This window comes from Caenimonas soli (genome assembly GCF_013155545.1).
Classification (GTDB): domain Bacteria; phylum Pseudomonadota; class Gammaproteobacteria; order Burkholderiales; family Burkholderiaceae_C; genus Ramlibacter; species Ramlibacter soli.
Genome location: NZ_JABJVV010000005.1, coordinates 238,796 through 254,499 on the forward strand (window position 1 = coordinate 238,796; position 15,704 = coordinate 254,499).

General features: G+C 64.8%; 15 protein-coding genes and 1 pseudogene. 9 read left to right on the top strand and 7 right to left on the bottom strand.

Features of this window, described 5'->3' with window-relative positions:
• Positions 1-21: 21 nt before the first annotated feature.
• A complete protein-coding gene (locus HNE04_RS09840) occupies positions 22-969 on the top strand; it encodes a VOC family protein (RefSeq protein ID WP_172218356.1) in 948 nt (315 codons plus the stop codon).
• 50 nt (positions 970-1,019) lie between these two features.
• Entirely contained in the window at positions 1,020-1,985 is a 966-nt protein-coding gene (locus HNE04_RS09845; RefSeq protein ID WP_172218357.1) for an alpha/beta hydrolase, read from the top strand.
• Between the two features lie 11 nt (positions 1,986-1,996).
• Here HNE04_RS09845 and HNE04_RS09850 read toward each other — a convergent pair whose 3' ends face one another.
• The 3 genes from HNE04_RS09850 to HNE04_RS09860 are packed head-to-tail and all read right to left on the bottom strand — an operon-like array spanning position 1,997 to position 3,972.
• Entirely contained in the window at positions 1,997-2,743 is a 747-nt protein-coding gene (locus HNE04_RS09850; protein ID WP_172218358.1) for an SDR family oxidoreductase, read from the bottom strand.
• 14 nt (positions 2,744-2,757) lie between these two features.
• The gene (locus tag HNE04_RS09855; RefSeq protein ID WP_172218359.1) at positions 2,758-3,237 is read right to left on the bottom strand and encodes a nuclear transport factor 2 family protein; all 480 of its coding nucleotides are present in this window, start codon (positions 3,235-3,237) and stop codon (positions 2,758-2,760) included.
• A 27-nt stretch (positions 3,238-3,264) separates the two neighbouring features.
• Complete coding sequence (locus HNE04_RS09860; RefSeq protein ID WP_172218360.1) at positions 3,265-3,972, bottom strand: glutathione S-transferase N-terminal domain-containing protein; 708 nt, start codon at positions 3,970-3,972, stop codon at positions 3,265-3,267.
• A gap of 284 nt (positions 3,973-4,256) precedes the next feature.
• Here HNE04_RS09860 and HNE04_RS09865 point away from each other — a divergent pair, with 284 nt between their 5' ends.
• The 4 genes and pseudogenes from HNE04_RS09865 (at position 4,257) to HNE04_RS09875 (ending at position 7,463) form a co-directional block, all read left to right on the top strand.
• The gene (locus HNE04_RS09865) at positions 4,257-5,024 is read left to right on the top strand and encodes an SDR family NAD(P)-dependent oxidoreductase (RefSeq protein ID WP_172218361.1); all 768 of its coding nucleotides are present in this window, start codon (positions 4,257-4,259) and stop codon (positions 5,022-5,024) included.
• A 546-nt stretch (positions 5,025-5,570) separates the two neighbouring features.
• A pseudogene (gene ligD, locus HNE04_RS28015) lies at positions 5,571-5,864 on the top strand (non-homologous end-joining DNA ligase LigD); the annotation flags it as partial.
• Positions 5,865-5,992: 128 nt separating this feature from the next.
• On the top strand, positions 5,993-6,712 hold the full coding sequence (locus HNE04_RS09870; RefSeq protein WP_172218362.1) for a hypothetical protein: 720 nt from the start codon (positions 5,993-5,995) through the stop codon (positions 6,710-6,712).
• Positions 6,713-7,169: 457 nt separating this feature from the next.
• Complete coding sequence (locus tag HNE04_RS09875; RefSeq protein WP_172218363.1) at positions 7,170-7,463, top strand: hypothetical protein; 294 nt, start codon at positions 7,170-7,172, stop codon at positions 7,461-7,463.
• 639 nt (positions 7,464-8,102) lie between these two features.
• On the opposite strand, the gene HNE04_RS09880 is transcribed toward HNE04_RS09875, so the two are convergent.
• Positions 8,103-9,185: a fatty acid desaturase gene (locus HNE04_RS09880; protein WP_172218364.1), complete on the bottom strand. Its 1,083-nt coding sequence runs from the start codon at positions 9,183-9,185 to the stop codon at positions 8,103-8,105.
• Positions 9,186-9,377: 192 nt separating this feature from the next.
• On the bottom strand, positions 9,378-11,252 hold the full coding sequence (glmS, locus tag HNE04_RS09885) for a glutamine--fructose-6-phosphate transaminase (isomerizing) (RefSeq protein ID WP_172218365.1): 1,875 nt from the start codon (positions 11,250-11,252) through the stop codon (positions 9,378-9,380).
• 120 nt (positions 11,253-11,372) lie between these two features.
• On the opposite strand from glmS, the gene HNE04_RS09890 reads away from it, so the two are divergent.
• A complete protein-coding gene (locus HNE04_RS09890; RefSeq protein WP_172218366.1) occupies positions 11,373-11,879 on the top strand; it encodes an Lrp/AsnC family transcriptional regulator in 507 nt (168 codons plus the stop codon).
• A 5-nt stretch (positions 11,880-11,884) separates the two neighbouring features.
• Here the strand turns inward: HNE04_RS09890 and glmU are convergent, their stop codons facing one another.
• Complete coding sequence (gene glmU, locus HNE04_RS09895) at positions 11,885-13,285, bottom strand: bifunctional UDP-N-acetylglucosamine diphosphorylase/glucosamine-1-phosphate N-acetyltransferase GlmU (protein ID WP_172218367.1); 1,401 nt, start codon at positions 13,283-13,285, stop codon at positions 11,885-11,887.
• A 16-nt stretch (positions 13,286-13,301) separates the two neighbouring features.
• Between glmU and HNE04_RS09900 the strand changes: the two genes are divergently transcribed.
• Together HNE04_RS09900 and HNE04_RS09905 are read left to right on the top strand one after the other, a co-directional pair.
• Positions 13,302-14,177 carry a DUF6279 family lipoprotein gene (locus HNE04_RS09900; protein WP_235964905.1) on the top strand — a complete coding sequence of 292 codons (876 nt, stop codon included), beginning with the start codon at positions 13,302-13,304 and terminating at the stop codon, positions 14,175-14,177.
• A complete protein-coding gene (locus tag HNE04_RS09905; RefSeq protein WP_172218369.1) occupies positions 14,174-15,322 on the top strand; it encodes an MFS transporter in 1,149 nt (382 codons plus the stop codon). Before HNE04_RS09900 ends, HNE04_RS09905 begins: the two co-directional genes overlap by 4 nt.
• On the opposite strand, the gene HNE04_RS09910 is transcribed toward HNE04_RS09905, so the two are convergent.
• A complete protein-coding gene (locus HNE04_RS09910; protein WP_172218370.1) occupies positions 15,323-15,622 on the bottom strand; it encodes a hypothetical protein in 300 nt (99 codons plus the stop codon).
• Positions 15,623-15,704 lie beyond the last annotated feature (82 nt).

The window sequence follows — 15,704 nt, forward strand, 5'->3', positions numbered from 1 at the left end:
AATGCCACTGGAGTGATGAGCATGAGCGCACCGTTTCGCTATCGACGCCTGGGCTATGTCGCCCTGAACGTTTCTGACATCGACAAGACCTCGCGTTTCGCGACCGAGGTTTTCGGCCTCGACCAGGTAGCGGAGGCGGCCGACGGCACGCGCTTCTTCCGATCCGGCCAGGCCCATCACGACGTGGTGGTGGCGCCCGCCGGGAAGCCGGGGTTCGTGCGCAGCGCCTGGGAGCTCGAACGCGACGCTGAGCTGGACATCGCCTTCGATCACTTCCGCGGCGCCGGAATGCAGCCGCAGTGGATGAGTGACAAGGAGTGCGCGGGCCTGCGGCTGCAGCGCGCCTTTCGCGTTACCGATGCGGTCGCGGGCGCGACCTGGGAGTACTACGCCGAGATGACCTACCTGTCGACGCCGCGCACCAACACGCTCACGACGTTCCAGGGCGGCAAGCACTTCGGCATGGCGGTGCCGGACTGCAAGGCCATGACAGGTCATGCCATTCAGCAGTTGGGCTTTCTGGTGTCGGACTACTTCGAAGGCAACGTGCTCTCGCTGATGCGTGCCTGGCCAAACCCCAACCACCACAGCATCGCCTTCGTTGAATCGCCCGGCGCCGGCCCGCGCTTTCATCACCTTGCCTTCATGGTGCAGACCATCGACGACATCGGCCGCCTGCTCAACCGGGTCAAGCGCTACGGCGTCCAGGTGCAATGGGGCATCGGCCGGCATCCGACGTCGGGCAGCATCCACCTCTACATCTACGACCCCGACCACATCGTCTGGGAGTACACGCTGGGCATGGAGCAGTTCGCGGAACAAGGTGCCCGGCCGCCCAGGCGCTTCACGATCACGCCTGAGGAATTCGATCTCTGGGGGGCAGTGCCAGACTCATCGCACGCTGCGGACATGCCGCCGGTGCTGACGGCTGCACCTCACGCGGCGGAATTGCGATCGGTGATGGCCTGAATTCACGGCGTGCATTGGTTTTCAATGCGGCGCTGCGGCAGACTGCAGCCATGAGTTCCAATCATCTGCTGGACCCCGACCTGCGCCCGCTGTTCGAACAGCTCCCGCCCTTCCGGTTCGACGACGCCATGCTGTCGGATCCGTCGCTGCTGGCGCCGATGCGCCGCATGGTCGGCGAAATGCTTGGCGCCAATCGCCCGCCACCGCGCGCCGACGTGCAGCGCTCGGCACGGCTCATTCCCGGCCCGGACGGCTCGAAGCTGCGGGTGGAGATCGTCCGGCCACTAGCTAGCGGCAGCATACGCCCGGCCATCCTGCATATCCATGGCGGCGGCTTCGTCATGGGCGCGCCGGGCGACAACGCGGCGACCCACGAGCAATACGCGGGCGAACTGGGGGCCGTGGTCGTTTCTGTGGACTATCGCCTGGCGCCCGAGACGCCCCACCCCGGCCCCGTCGAAGACTGCTACGCGGCATTGAGCTGGCTGTACGAGCATGCCGGCGAGCTGGGCGTGGACCGCGCCCGCATCGCCGTCAGCGGCGAGAGCGCGGGCGGCGGTCTGGCGGCGGCACTCGCCCTGGTGACGCGCGATCGCGCCGAGATTCCCCTGGTGTTTCAGCATTTGGTCTTCCCCGCGCTCGACGATCGTACCGCCAGCGAAGCCGAGCCGTCGCCCTACGTGGGCGAGTTTGCCTGGACCCGCGATGCCAATTGCTTCGCTTGGCGCGCGCTGCTGGGATTCGCTCCTGGCGCCGGCGAAGTCTCCCCCTATGCGGCGCCGGCACGCGCCGGCGATCTGTCCCGGCTGCCGCCGGCGTTTATCGCCTGCGGATCGCTGGATCTCTTTGCCGAAGAAAACATGACGTATGCGCGGCGGCTGGTGCGCGCCGGCGTACCCACCGAGCTGCACATCTATCCCGGCGCGCCGCACGGGTTCATGATGGTCGCGGACGCGCCCGTCACCCGCGCATTCACCGCCGCGTCCATGGCGGCATTGGCCAGGGCACTGGCATGAGCGCGTCGGTCTTACCAGGGGATTTCGGTGCCATCGTGCGACTGGAATACGCCGCTGTGAGCGGGTGTGGACCGAATCACCAGGCCGAGCATGCGATGCACGCTGTCCTTGGCCTCGAACATGCCGTCGGCGCCACCCATTTCAGTCTTCACCCAGCCAGGGTTCAGCGTTAGCACCACGATTCCCTTCTCATGCAGGTCGGCTGCCAGGCCTCGCGCAAGCATGTTGAGCGCCGCCTTCGACGACCGGTATGCGTGGATGCCGCCGCCCGGCGGAAAGCGGCTGCGATCGTTCCAGCCGATGCTGCCCATCACGCTGGACACCATGACGATGCATTTGCGTTCGCTGGCAGCGATGTGGTTGACGAATGCCTCGCTGACCTTCGCCGTGCCGATCACATTGATGCGCAACACTTCAAGCCATTCGTCGTAGTCGAATCGTCCAACCGATTGCAGCATGCTGCGCGACCTCTCCGAAAAATGCGTGCCGGGGTTGCCGAGAACGCCGGCATTGTTCACGAGAAGATCCAAGGGCCTCCCTCCGACCGTGGCAGCCACACGATCGATGCTAGCAAGGTCACCCAGGTCCAGGGCATGCAGTGCGACACGGCCGTCCGACACCGCTGCCACCTGCTGCAGGTCCGCCGCGACGCCGGGCTGGCGACAGCAAGCGTGGACGTGCCAGCCGAGCGCGGCCAGTTGGCGGACAAATTCCAGGCCGAGGCCACGGTTGGCACCGGTGACGAGTGCGGTAGGCATTCAGTTCCTTCAAATCAAGAGGTTCCAGGGCCAACGCGAGCGGCCGCCTGGAGGAAAACCTCCTCGTTGCCCTCATTCCAATGGACCTTCTGTTCGCTGCGAACGATGCGCCAGTTGCCTAGCCGTTCGAGCATCGTGCGGTAGTACCCGATCTGGCGCTGGACCGAGCCCCCTGGACAGCCTGCGAGGTAGTGCTGCGCGTGGAGAGTCGAGAGGCACACTGCGCGGTCACCATCGATCTCCATCAGATGATTGGCGCTCAGATGTTGTGTAGCGTCCAGCTGTCCGAAGAACTGAGGGGATATCTCGAGAAGCGAATCTGCCGCAAGTGTCACCGCGCCAATGGTGGCGGGATAGTCAAATTCCACCCGGTCGGCGAAGCAGCTGCGAAAGCGCGCCCAATCCCGTGTATCGATACTTACCGCGAACCGCACCATGAGATCAGTGATCGCTGCCCGGTCGAAAAGGTACTGGAGCTTCTGAGATTCGGTCATGAAGTCTGCTCTTTCCACGCACCAGACCTAGAGCCGAACCGCATTGTGCATTCGCTCGCCGAACATGTTGGACCACTCGACCGGCGACAGCTCTGCTCTTTGCTGGAGGTACTTACCCGGCGTAGCCAGGTCGCCTGACTGGCCGCGGATCACCGCGTGCCGCTGCGAGACCTGATCTACCCAACGTCGGGTTGCGGGATGCAGCTCGGGTGAGAACGACGGCTTGGCCCAGGGAAAGACCGCGATGTCAGCGATCGAATACTCTTCCCCGGCAAGGTATTCGGCTTGGCCGAGACGCCGCTCGAGAACGCTCAGCAGCCGTGCGGTCTCTTTGGTGTAGCGCTCTATCGCATAGGCATTCGGCTCCGGCGCGTACCGCATGAAATGCGCTGCCTGGCCCACCATCGGTCCAAGGCCCGCCACCTGCCAGGTTAGCCATTGGATAGCGACACTGCGCTGACGAGGGTCCACCGGCAACAGCCGGCCCGACTTTTCAGCAAGGTACATCAGGATCGCACCCGATTCGAACACCGCGTGCGGCACGCCGCCGAAAACGGGATCGTTGTCGACGATGGCGGGAAGCTTGTGGTTGGGGTTGACTGCCCCGTACGCTGCCGTGTGCTGGTGGCCGTCGAACATGTCGTAGGTCATCAAGGTATAGGGCAGACCAAGCTCCTCCAGTGCGATGCTGATCTTGTGCCCGTTTGGCGTAGCCGCGAAATGAAGATCGATCATCTGAGAGCCCGTGACAGGTGTGGTGCGTGACGACGGCTGGAATCTATCTCGACCGGTTGCCTGCGTCGAATGAAGCTTGGGAATGGCCGTAATCAGTGATGGAAATCCATGCGAGGCCCAACCATCCGAATTGCCTTCGGTGATGACTTGAATTCAGGACGCGCATTGGTGCTTTCAGCCCTCCGCCTTCAAACTACGGTTCCCGTTATCGCCATTGCAAAAAACATGACAAACCCACCAGCACCCATCCCGATCCCCGCCCGTGCATTGCCGAGGGCCCTGTCATGACCCGCAGCCTGGAGAACAAGGTGATCATCGTCACGGGCGCAGGTGGAGGCATCGGGCGCGACAGCTGCCGCGTACTGGCTGCCGCAGGCGCGCGGTTGGTGGTAAGCGACATCTCTGAAGGCGCAGCCCAGGGCACGGTGGATCTTCTCCGCGCGGACGGTCATGAAGCAGTGCTGATCACGGCGGACGTGGGCTCGGAAGACTCCGTGCAGGAACTGGTGAAAGGCACCATCGCGTCATACGGCCGACTTGATGGCGCCTTCAACAACGCAGCGATCGAGCAGTCAAACAAGCCGCTTGCGGACCTGACCCTGGCCGAGTGGGAACGCGTGATGCGCGTGGACCTGACAGGGGTCTTTCTTTGCATGAAGCACCAGATCCGCGCCATGTTGACCTCGGGTGGCGGCGCCATCGTCAATACGTCGTCGGGCGCGGCGCAAATCGCATTCCCGAACGGCGGGGAATACGTGACGGCCAAGGCCGGCGTGCTCGGCCTGACGCGCTCCGCGGCCGTCGATTATGGGGCGCGAGGCATCCGGGTGAATGCCATCCTTCCAGGAGTCATTCGCACACCCATGATTGCGAGACTCTCGGAAGACCCTGCGTTCGCAGCGATGTTCGACCGCTCGCGGCAGCGCCATATTGTCGGACGCTTCGGAGAGCCCTCCGAAATTGGCGAAGCGGCCAAGTGGCTGCTGTCTGATGCTTCATCATTCGTCCAAGGAGCAGCCATCTCGGTGGATGGCGGCTTCCTCGCCAATTAAGACTTGACCTGATATCGGAGAGACCATGGAGTCGGCACCGATCAAAACGACGAAGGACGGCAAGGACTGGAGGCACACGCCAGAGACCAGGGGCAACATGATCAGGACTATGGCGGTGGCACAGGCGCCGCAAAGCCGCCATGAAGTGCGCTGCACCGGCACTTCCCGCTGGTGCAAACGGCGGCTGCGGCTGCTCCAACATATCGAAGGAGCCCACGTGAACACCCTAAAAAGGGCACGCGACGGATCACGACTGGAGTCCCCGATTCGTACGCCCATAAGCAACGTCTTAGACAGGCTCTCGGGTCATCGACCACGGGTGGCACCAATACGCTTGACTCACTATTGCTTCTTCGGAAACAGCTGCACGTACCAGCGCTGATCAAACACCGCGCCCTCAAAACGATCGGCTTCAGGCTTGCTCGGCGTGAAGGGCCCTAGGGTCTTCTTCACACCCCCTCCGATTACCGACCGCTTCCCGCCGCTCTTACCCTTCTGCGCATACGGCGCCCAATTCCCGCCCAAGCTGACATGCGAACGGCGGCCATCCCGCAGCGGTTCGTGGCGAAGTCGGGGCCCTCGAACCGCAAGGGAAAAATCTTCATCGACTTCCTGCGCAACGGGCAGTCACAGTTCACGGCGGCCACGTTTTCGGCGTGCCAGGCCGGGGATTTCGGTGTCCATGCCAGTTGCGTGGGAGCAACTGCTTGATGTGAAAAGTGGCGCTCGCTGGACCATCACCACCGCGCTGACCTACCTGCAGCGGGTGAACGTTGACCCTTGGGCGGGGTACTGAAATCAAAGCCGTCCCTGACCGCAGCCATCACCGCGCTCAAGTAATGCGCTTGTTGGGCGAACCTCGACGAGGCAGTCCACCTTTAGGTGAAAAGCACACATCCCCCGAACGGAGGATGCGCTAGCAATCAAGGCAGGTTATACGTATTGCACAATAGAGGAAGAGGTGAGCGATGCCCCAGCACGGCCGATTTAGCGCATCGAGTTTTCTGGCCCGACTTTTCTCCCGGGCGCGCGCCCCCGCCCCTCCCGCATCCAGCGAGCCGCATTCACAACTGGCGTCGGGCCATTCGAAGCATTCCCGGGGCGCGCAGGCATCCGATAACGCGTCCAGGCGCGAACTGCTGCGCGTGGTGTTGCGCGACACCCTCAACCGTCATGGGATTCCTGTGCACTGGCTGGGCGCAGACGTGCTCGTTGCGACTTCACGCACGGGCGAGCGCGGCCTGCACTGGCGATTGGTGATTAGGCATTGGGACCCGCGCCTGTTGACGCACGGCTTCGCCTTGCAGCAAAGCCTGATCAAACGCATGACCACCTACGACCCGCTTGCGGGCAACTGGCTGATGGGCATCTCTTGGCAATTCGCCCTGCCGGATGATTTGATCAGCCCGCCCATGCCTCACCCGGGCCTCTGGACTGCCGACCCGCCCACGCCCCGCCCGACGCCACTCCAGGCCGTTTCCGGCGGAGTCGCCGACGTGATCGCAGGACCTGTGCGCATCGCCGACCATGCCAGCCCGGCCGCAGGGGTTGGATCGGATGTTAGAGCCGATCTCGATCAGCTCCTGGCCGTCCGCGATTCGGACTTCAAGCGGCACGGTGAGGGCGCTCCCGACCACGAAGCGACACAGCCCATGTACCTGCGCACCGAGCCCAGCCGGCTGGAATGATCAGATTCCGAAACAGTGGCGTACAAGGAGTGCTCGTGACCGTCGGCTGCAGGGTACGTCTTTGTCACTTTAGGGTTTACCTGTTTGCGTCAATTTGCTATAAAGGTAACCTGATGTAACCAATAAAACAGACGGAAGACCCACATGAATCCTCCCCGCGATGCCTACACTCGCGCCCTGGAGCAAGAGCGCCAAACCTGGAACGCTCTTCACAGCCTGCAGCGCACCGACCCTGCATATGCAGAGGCCCTGACGCGGTGGCGCGCAGCAGCCGATAGCATAGGCGCGGCAGTGCAACAGCAGGTGGAAGCCTCACCCCCGGCCACGGCGTTTCGTTCCCTAAGTGCCAGGGCGCCCGCCAAGGTCTCCTCGCGCCGGAGCGCATAGCGCTGGGCAGTGGGCTAAGGAGCGCAGCCTGAACCTGGAATCTATCTCCGGCCCCTGGCGCGGCCTGTACGTGATCGCGTACACAACCGAGTTCGAGGGTCTCTTCTACGGCTACGCGAAGGTGTGCAGTTCGAAGCCGATCCACGCCTGGAGCGCGGACGCTATCGTGAAAATGTCCACGGGCGGATTCACCGACGAATTGCATTCGCTGGTTGTTGCCGACCTGTGCGGGCAGGCGATGGTGAGCGCAGTTCGGGAGCTGGTTGCCGCGCGCCCTTGGGTGCGCCGTGTGGTCAAGGCGCCGTTGTTGGTGCAGCACGTTCTTCCAACGGAAGGCGATGCGACTTCGGTGCGGCCGCCCTAAGCCCAAGGCGACCAGAACACGCGCCCACAGGGAAAGCAATCGCATGGGTTGCTTATACGCAGCCTCGCCCATTTCCAATGGTAGTAGTGGTCCCCTTGCTTCGGCCGATCGGTCACTCTGCCTGTAGTCGCATCGCGGAGGATGGCCCAAATATTTTTAGCAGCTGCCTAAAGAAGTGGCACAGCCCGCAAAGCCAGGCCTGATGCGGATCCGAGAGGATGTCTACAAGGTTATCAACACCCCTATCCCCGGTGGGCATGGACATCCGGACCGCCCGAATGTGTTAGGAGCCAGACAGCCCCAGAACGGGCTGCTTTTGGCGGCGGATTCAACCGATCGCACGCACCTCATGCAGAAAATGCAGGAAATGTCGGAGAAGCGCGTGGTCTTCGGAAGTGATGCCATCCGGGTCGAAGTGCATCACATCATTAGGCACCTCGGAGGCTGAGGACGTTCTTGCGACTCAGACTCGCGTCTGGCGTCTGCGGTCGCGACTCGAACACAGGTTGCCCCGATCGCGCGAGATGCCAAAGTCCCGCCTAAGACGACGTCGCGCACTCTCACGCTGGTGAGATCGCAGCCACGCAACTTACTGTCCAATGCGCGGGAGGTAACGGCGCACGGGCCGTGGCGCGAGCCTCAGGCCCCTAGCGGCTCGCTGGTGGCGCGGCCGGCGTAGTCGGTCCAGCAGCGTCGCGTGAAGTCATAGAGCTTGCAGCGTCGCGCCGTTTCGAAGTACCAGCGCCAGGAGAAGCGCTGCACCACAATGCGACCAGGCAGCATCTTCTCCAGCGTGGCCTGCGCCTGACGCAGGCGGTACAGCGGGATGCCCATGTCCACATGGTGTGCCGTGTGCTCCATGATGTGGTGCAGCAGGCCGCCTATCGCCGGCGGAAAGGTCAGGTGCACGGTGGTCGATACAAACGGCTGAGCTCTCGACCAGGCACCGCGCTCCTCGTGCCAAGAGACCGCCGTGTGCGTGTGATGGACGTACACCACGAACCCGATCATGGCGCACCAGAAAAGGAACGGAGCCACCCAACCGGTTAGCAGCAGCACGGTAACGGACTGCCCCGTCGCCAGGGCTGTCGCGACCAAGCCGGCAGCCCAGAACAGGCCGAAGGCACTCACCAAGAGGTTGTCGAGCAGGAACATCGGACGGCTGGTGGGCATATGCCGCCGGTTCGGAAAGAACATGCGCTTCCACCAGATTTCCACCATGTAGTACAAGCCCGGCGTCCAGCCGCTGCGGTAGATGCGGCCCAGCAGGCGCTGTCCCGGTGACAGCGCGGCGAACTCCTCGCGCGTGTAGGGCGCCCACACGAAGTCGAAGCCCTTGAGGTTGGTGTAGCCGTGATGCACGACGTTGTGTCCTATGTCCCAGAGGCTATAGGGCGTGAGCGAGGGCAGGAAGGCGATACGCCCTATCCATTTGTTCAGGGTCCGGTGGGGCGTCAAGCTCTGGTGGCAGGCGTCGTGGCCGATGATGAACAGGCGCCCGATCACGAAGCCGGCCGCCAACCCGCACATCAGCTTCGCCCAGGCCGGCTGCAGCAGCACGGTGCCGGCGATCGCCGCGGCGAGCAGCAGCCAGTCGACCAACAGCAGCACTAAAGCGAGCGTGGTCGCCTTGGCGGAGAGCGGCAGCAGCCACTGGCGCAGGACCTTGCGGTGGGGCAGCGGAGCATCGGGGGGAACAGGCCGGGTGAAGTCGACGGTCATTGGGATTGCGCGAGCGCGGAAGCCAAAGGCGACGATGTTAGGAGGCGGCGGATCGGCGCGTGTTGATCTGTATCAAGAATCGGCGTTGTCTCGCCGCCGCAATTCGCCGACTCGCGGATCACGTTGAGCTGTGTTTTCGACTTTGTTTGGTCGGATCAACCTCCAAAAAAAAAGTACCGCCACCCCCGAGAATCACTCGACCGTCACACTCTTCGCCAGGTTCCTCGGCTTGTCCACATCCGTGCCACGCGCGCAAGCGGTGTGGTACGCCAGCAACTGCAGCGGCACCACATGCAGTAGCGGACTGAGCGGTCCGTAGTGTTCGGGCATGCGGATCACGTGGATGCCTTCTTCGCTTTCGATGCGCGAGTCGGCATCGGCCAGCACGTAGAGCACGCCGCCGCGGGCGCGCACTTCCTGCATGTTGCTCTTGAGTTTTTCGAGCAGTGCATCGTTCGGCGCCACGGTCACCACCGGCATCTCGCTGGTCACCAGGGCCAGCGGCCCGTGCTTGAGCTCACCGGCGGCATAGGCTTCCGCGTGGATGTACGTGATCTCCTTGAGCTTGAGCGCGCCTTCGAGCGCGATCGGATAGTGCAGGCCGCGGCCCAGGAATAGGGCGTTCTCCTTGCCCGCGAAATCCTCCGACCAGCTGATCAGCTGCGGCTCCAGCGCCAGCACGGCGGAAAGCGCCGCCGGCAGGTGCCGCATGGCCTTCAGGTGCGCCGCCTCCTGTGATTCGGTCAGCCGGCCCTTCGCCTGCGCCAGGGCAAGCGTCAGCAGGAACAGGCCGGCCAGCTGGGTGGTGAAGGCCTTGGTGGAAGCGACGCCGATCTCGACGCCCGCCCGCGTGATGTAGGCCAGCTTGCATTCGCGAACCATGGCCGAGGTGGACACGTTGCACACCGTCAGCGTATGGGTCATCCCCTGGCTTTGTGCATGGCGCAGCGCTGCGAGCGTGTCGGCGGTTTCCCCCGATTGGCTGATGGTCACCACCAGCGTGCGCGGGTTGGGCACGGTGTCGCGGTAGCGGTACTCGCTCGCGATCTCGACTTGGGTCGGGATCTTGGCGATGCTCTCCAGCCAGTACTTGGCGGTGCAGCCGCTGTAGTAGCTGGTGCCGCAGGCCAGGATCAGCACCGAATCGATCTCGTTGAAGACGCGGTGAGCGCCCTCACCGGGACGGTGATTTCCGGATGCTTCGAAGAGCTCGGGCACGATCGCTTGCACGCCCTCGAGCGTGTCGGCCACGGCGCGCGGCTGCTCGAAGATTTCCTTTTGCATGTAGTGGCGGTACGGGCCCAGCTCGGCCGCGCCACTGTGCGCGTGCACGGTCTTGACCGGGCGGGCCGCCGGCTTGTGGGCCTTGTCGATCACCCAGTACTTGCCCAACTGCATGTCGACCAAGTCGCCTTCTTCCAAGTAGACGATCTGGTCGGTCACGCCCGCCAGCGCCATGGCATCGCTGGCCAGGAAATGCTCGCCGCCTTCCTTTCCGACGCCCAGGATCAGCGGCGAGCCGGCACGGGCACCGATCACACGGTGCGGCTCGTCCTTGCAGAACACTGCGATTGCGTAGGCGCCATGCAGCTGGGAGATGCCCGCCTTCACTGCCTCGAACAGGTCGCCTTCGTACAGGCTGTCGATCAGGTGGCAGATCACCTCGGTGTCGGTCTGGCTGTTGAATTCGTAGCCTTTGGCCTTGAGGGCGGCCCGCAATTCATCGTGGTTCTCGATGATGCCGTTATGGACCAGCGCGACGCGCCCGGGTTTGCCGCTGGCGCTCTTGCCCGGGCCGTGGCTGAAGTGGGGATGGGCGTTGTGCACGGCCGGGGCGCCGTGGGTAGCCCAGCGCGTATGGGCAATGCCGGTTGTGCCCTGCAGATGCTCTTCATCCACCTGGGTCAACAATTTGGCCACGCGGTCGGTGCTGCGGGCGCGCTTCAGGCCTTCGGCGTAGACCGCGACGCCGCACGAGTCATAGCCGCGGTACTCGAGCCGCTGCAGGCCTTGGACGAGGATGGGGACGATGTTGCGTGTTGAGACCGCGCCGACGATACCGCACATGAGGAGCTCCGTTTGCTTGAGCCGCTACTGTAGGCTCGACCATGTGAAATATGCGATCTACTTTTCTTCAATTTAGGAACATTATTTCTCTACAGTTCTAATGAGAAATATAATTTCTTCATGGATCAAGTTTCGGAACAATTGTCTTTGGACACCATCGATCTGGCGCTGCTCGACCAGCTCCAGCTCGACGCATCGCTCAGCAACCAGGATCTGGCACAGCGCGTCCACGTGTCGCCACCCACCTGCCTGCGCCGGGTCAAGCGGTTGCGCGAAGCCGGCCTCATCGAGCGCCAGATCGCGATCCTCAGCGCCGACCGGCTGGCGCCCTTGCTGGGGCACGGCCTGCAAGCCGTGGTGGAGATCACGCTGGAGCGCCAGGGGCAGGAAGAGCAGGAGGCCTTCGAGGCGCGGATCGTGTCCGACGAAGCCGTGCAGCAGTGCTACCGCGTGTCGCCGGGACCGGACTTCATCCTGATCGTCCACGCCCAGGACATGCCGGGCTACCTGGCGCTGGCGCAGCGGCTTTTCACGAGCGATGCCAACGTGCGCAACGTCAAGGCGTTCTTTTCGATCCGCCGCGCGAAATTCGAGCCGAGGCTGCCCCTGGGCGGCGCCCGCGCCTAGCCGCCCTATTTGCCGGCTTTTTTCGGCCGCTGCCAGTTGGCGATGCTGGCCTGCTTGCCCCGCGCCACCGCCAATGTGCCGGGCGCCGTGTCCTTGGTGATGGTCGAGCCACCGCCCACGGTGCCGCCGCGGCCGATGGTGACCGGCGCCACCAGCACGCAATTGCTGCCGATGTGCACGTCGTCCTCGATCACGGTGCGGTGCTTGTTGGCGCCATCGTAGTTGGCAGTGATAGCGCCCGCTCCATAGTTGACGCGCTCACCCACCGTGGCATCGCCCAGATAGGCCAGGTGATTGGCCTTGGCGCCGCGTCCCAGGGTGGAATTCTTGATCTCGACGAAGTTGCCCACATGCACCTCCGGCCCCAGATCGGCGCCGGGGCGAAGGCGGGCAAATGGCCCGACCAGCGCGCCTTCGCCCACGCGCGCGCCGGACCTTTCTCCATCGATGAAGGTGAACGGATGAATCACCGCGCCGGCTGCGATGCTGGCATTGGCTATCACGCAGTTGGCCCCGATCTTCACGCCTTCGCCCAGCGAAACCCGGCCCTCGAACACGCAGTTGACGTCGATCTCCACGTCCTGCGCGCATTCGAGCCGGCCGCGAAGGTCAAAACGCGCGGGGTCCGCCAGCCGCACACCGGCCTCCATCAGTTCGCGGGCCTGGCGCAGCTGGAACGCGCGCTCCAGATCGGCCAGCTGGATCGGGCTGTTCACGCCGTCGACCTGCACCTGGTCGGGCGCCTTGACAGCCGTCACCTCGGCGCCCTCCTTCACCGCCAGCTCGACGATACCGGTCAGGTAGTACTCGCCCTGGGCGTTGTCGTTGCTCAGGCCCGCCAGCCAGCGCTTGAGCGAGGCGTTCGGCACCGCCATGAAGCCGGTGTAAACCTCGCGAATCCGCCGTTGTTCCTCGCTCGCATCCTTGTGCTCCACGATCGCCCGCACGGCCTCGCCGGCCCGCAGCACGCGGCCGTAGCCGGTGGGATCGGGTATGTCCACGGTCAGCAGCGCCAGCCGCTTGCCGGCGCTGCGCTCCACCAGGCTCTGCAAGGTGGCGGCGGCGATCAGCGGCACGTCGCCGTTCAGGATCAGCGTGGTGCCGTCGTCGGGCAACACCGGCACGACCTGCTGCACCGCGTGGCCCGTTCCCAGCTGGGGCTCCTGGCGCACGAAAACCGTTTCCGCCTTGCCGTCCGCCGCGGGCCAGCCCGCCACCGCCGCCTCGACCTGCTCGGCCCCGTTGCCCGTGATGACGACGATGCGCCGCACATGGAGCGCCGCCACGCTGTCGATCACATGCTGCAACAATGGGCGGCCGCCCAGACGATGCAACACTTTGGGCAGGCGACTTTTCATCCGCGTGCCCTTGCCCGCGGCCATGATGACCACATCGATCGCTGTCATGCACTTTCCTTGTTTCTTGACGACCATCTCGTCAACAGTTGCCCGGATTATCGGTCTGCTGGCAGTCGCCGCGGCGCTGGCGGGCTGCAGCGCCATCAAGCTGGGGTACAACAACCTGGGAGAAGTGGCGTATTGGTGGCTGGATGGCTACATAGACTTCACCGAGGAGCAGGCCGCGCCTGTGCGGGAAGACCTGGGCCGCTTGCACCTGTGGCACCGCACCCAGGAACTGCCTCGCCTGCAGGCGGTGCTGCGCGCCTTTGAAGAACTCGTGCCCGGCGACATCAGCGCCGCCCAGGCCTGCGCTTTCGTCCCCCAGTTGCGCGAACGCCTGCAAGCGGTGACCGAGAGTGCCGAGCCCGCCGTGGTCACGCTGGCCATGGGCCTCGGGCCCGAGCAGCTGCGGCACCTGGAACGCAAGTACCAGAAGAACAATGCCGACTTTCGCAAGGCGTGGGGGCAGCTCTCGCCCTCCGAGCTGATCGACAAGCGCTTGCAGCAGTTCCTGGAGCGCAGCGAAATGATCTACGGCCGGCTCGACGCGCCACAGCGCAGCGCCTTGCGCCGGCACATCGAGCAATCCATCTTCGATCCGCAGCGGATCCTGGCCGAGCGCCAGCGCCGCCAGCAGGACGCGCTGCAGACCCTGCGCAAGCTCGCGGGCCAGCCGGTGCCGTTCAGCGAGGCACGGGGCCTGCTGCGCGGCTACCTCCAGCGGGCCCAGTATTCGCCCGACCCGGCCTACCGCAGCTACCAGCAAGCGCTGATGGAGGAAGCCTGCCGCGGCGTTTCGGTACTGCACAACAGCACGGTCGGGGCACAGCGCGAGGCCGCCGTCCAGAGGCTGCGGGCCTACCAGCGCGATCTGCGCGAACTCTCGGCACAGCAATGAAGGGCGCTTCCGCCATGTGGGTGGTCTGGCGCCTCGGCGCCTGCACGACGCTGATCGTGCTGGCCTTCGCCATGGCGGCGCCGGTGATGGCCATCAGCCTGCAGCAAGCCGGCTACAGCACTGCCGCCGTGGGCGCCTTCGCCATGATCCCCTTCGCGCTCATCGCCCTTCTGATCCCGGTCGTGCCCACGGTCCTGGCGCGCTGGGGCATAGTGCGCGCCTACCAATGGGGCTGCTTGCTGCAATTGGGCGGCGCCCTGGGCTATGCCGCCGGAGACAGCCTGGGCGTATGGTCTGCCGCCTCCGTGGCCAGCGGCATGGGCGCCGCCGCGCTGTGGAATGCGACGGAGGCGCTGCTGGCCCGCGAGGCGCCGCCCGAGCGGCGCGGCAGGGTCATGGGCCTGTACCAGACCTCACTGGGCGCGGCGCTGGCGCTGGGTCCTTTCGTTCCGGCTCTGCTGGGCTGGGGCGCTCGCCCCGTGCTGTGGGCCGCGGCCGTGGTCGTGGTGGTGTGCTGCGCGATCGCGCTGGCCATCCCCCGGCATGCGACGAGCGAACCACCGCCCCACGCGCAAAGCGGCACCTGGCATGCCCTGCGATCGGTGCCCGTGCTGGCGGGGATCGCCTTCACCGGCGGCGTGTTCGAGGCGGGACTGGGCTCGGTCAGCGCGGCTTATGCGTCCGGCACCGGGCTGAACTTGAGCGCCGCCGCCAGCGTGGCCGGGGCCATCGGCGTGGGCAGCTTTCTTTGCCAGTATCCGGCGGGCGCTGCGGCGGACCGCTTCAAGGCCTCCAGCGTGTTTTCTTCGGCGGCGCTGCTGTTGCTCGCCGCCAGCCTGGCGTTCGCGCTGGCCGGCCGCGCGCCCTGGCTGCTCTGGCTGGTCGGTCTGGTCTGGGGCGGCGTGGGGGGCGCGCTCTACACGCTCGCCATGATCCGCGTGGCCCACGAATTCGCGGGCCGCGCCACAGCCGGCGGTGCGGCCGCCATGATCACGGGCTATACCCTGGGGGGCACCGTGGGTCCGCTGGCCAGCGGCAGTGCCCTGCAGTGGGGTGGCGTGGTCGGCCTGTCGGCCGCGCTGTCGTCACTGGCGGTGGCCACCCTCTGGGCGGCACGCAGGATCGGCCGGCGCCAGCGGGCCTGACTAGCGCTCGCCCTTGGAATGCGAGCGGCCTTCCTCTTCGGCCTTCTCGAGTTCGCGCGCTTCCTCCTCGGAGCGGGGCTTGGCGGCTGCGGCATCCTTCTCGATGTCGGCCTTCTTCATGTATTCCTCGGCCCTTTGCTTGAAGTCGCGGCTGGCTTCATAGCTGCCCTCGCCCATCTGCTGCTCCTTTTTCTGGGCTGCGGGCTTGGGCTGGAAGTCGTTCGAGCCCGACTGTTGCTGCTGGGCATCGCTCTGGCGCGCCGGCTGCTGCTGCAGGATGCGCGGCGTGGATTTGGACATGCTGGTTCACTCCTGTTGGGAGGAACCAGCTTAGGAGGGCCAGCCCATCAATTGTGTCGTCTGCCAAGCGGCCGGCTTGTCG

Bases quoted from the DNA above. Each gene is read 5' to 3' on its own strand.
- HNE04_RS09840 (WP_172218356.1), top strand. From the start codon at position 22: ATGAGCGCACCGTTTCGCTATCGACGCCTGGGCTATGTCGCCCTGAAC.
- HNE04_RS09845 (WP_172218357.1), top strand. From the start codon at position 1,020: ATGAGTTCCAATCATCTGCTGGACCCCGACCTGCGCCCGCTGTTCGAA.
- HNE04_RS09850 (WP_172218358.1), bottom strand. From the start codon at position 2,743: ATGCCTACCGCACTCGTCACCGGTGCCAACCGTGGCCTCGGCCTGGAA.
- HNE04_RS09855 (WP_172218359.1), bottom strand. From the start codon at position 3,237: ATGACCGAATCTCAGAAGCTCCAGTACCTTTTCGACCGGGCAGCGATC.
- HNE04_RS09860 (WP_172218360.1), bottom strand. From the start codon at position 3,972: ATGATCGATCTTCATTTCGCGGCTACGCCAAACGGGCACAAGATCAGC.
- HNE04_RS09865 (WP_172218361.1), top strand. From the start codon at position 4,257: ATGACCCGCAGCCTGGAGAACAAGGTGATCATCGTCACGGGCGCAGGT.
- HNE04_RS09870 (WP_172218362.1), top strand. From the start codon at position 5,993: ATGCCCCAGCACGGCCGATTTAGCGCATCGAGTTTTCTGGCCCGACTT.
- HNE04_RS09880 (WP_172218364.1), bottom strand. From the start codon at position 9,185: ATGACCGTCGACTTCACCCGGCCTGTTCCCCCCGATGCTCCGCTGCCC.
- glmS (WP_172218365.1), bottom strand. From the start codon at position 11,252: ATGTGCGGTATCGTCGGCGCGGTCTCAACACGCAACATCGTCCCCATC.
- HNE04_RS09890 (WP_172218366.1), top strand. From the start codon at position 11,373: ATGGATCAAGTTTCGGAACAATTGTCTTTGGACACCATCGATCTGGCG.
- glmU (WP_172218367.1), bottom strand. From the start codon at position 13,285: ATGACAGCGATCGATGTGGTCATCATGGCCGCGGGCAAGGGCACGCGG.
- HNE04_RS09905 (WP_172218369.1), top strand. From the start codon at position 14,174: ATGAAGGGCGCTTCCGCCATGTGGGTGGTCTGGCGCCTCGGCGCCTGC.
- HNE04_RS09910 (WP_172218370.1), bottom strand. From the start codon at position 15,622: ATGTCCAAATCCACGCCGCGCATCCTGCAGCAGCAGCCGGCGCGCCAG.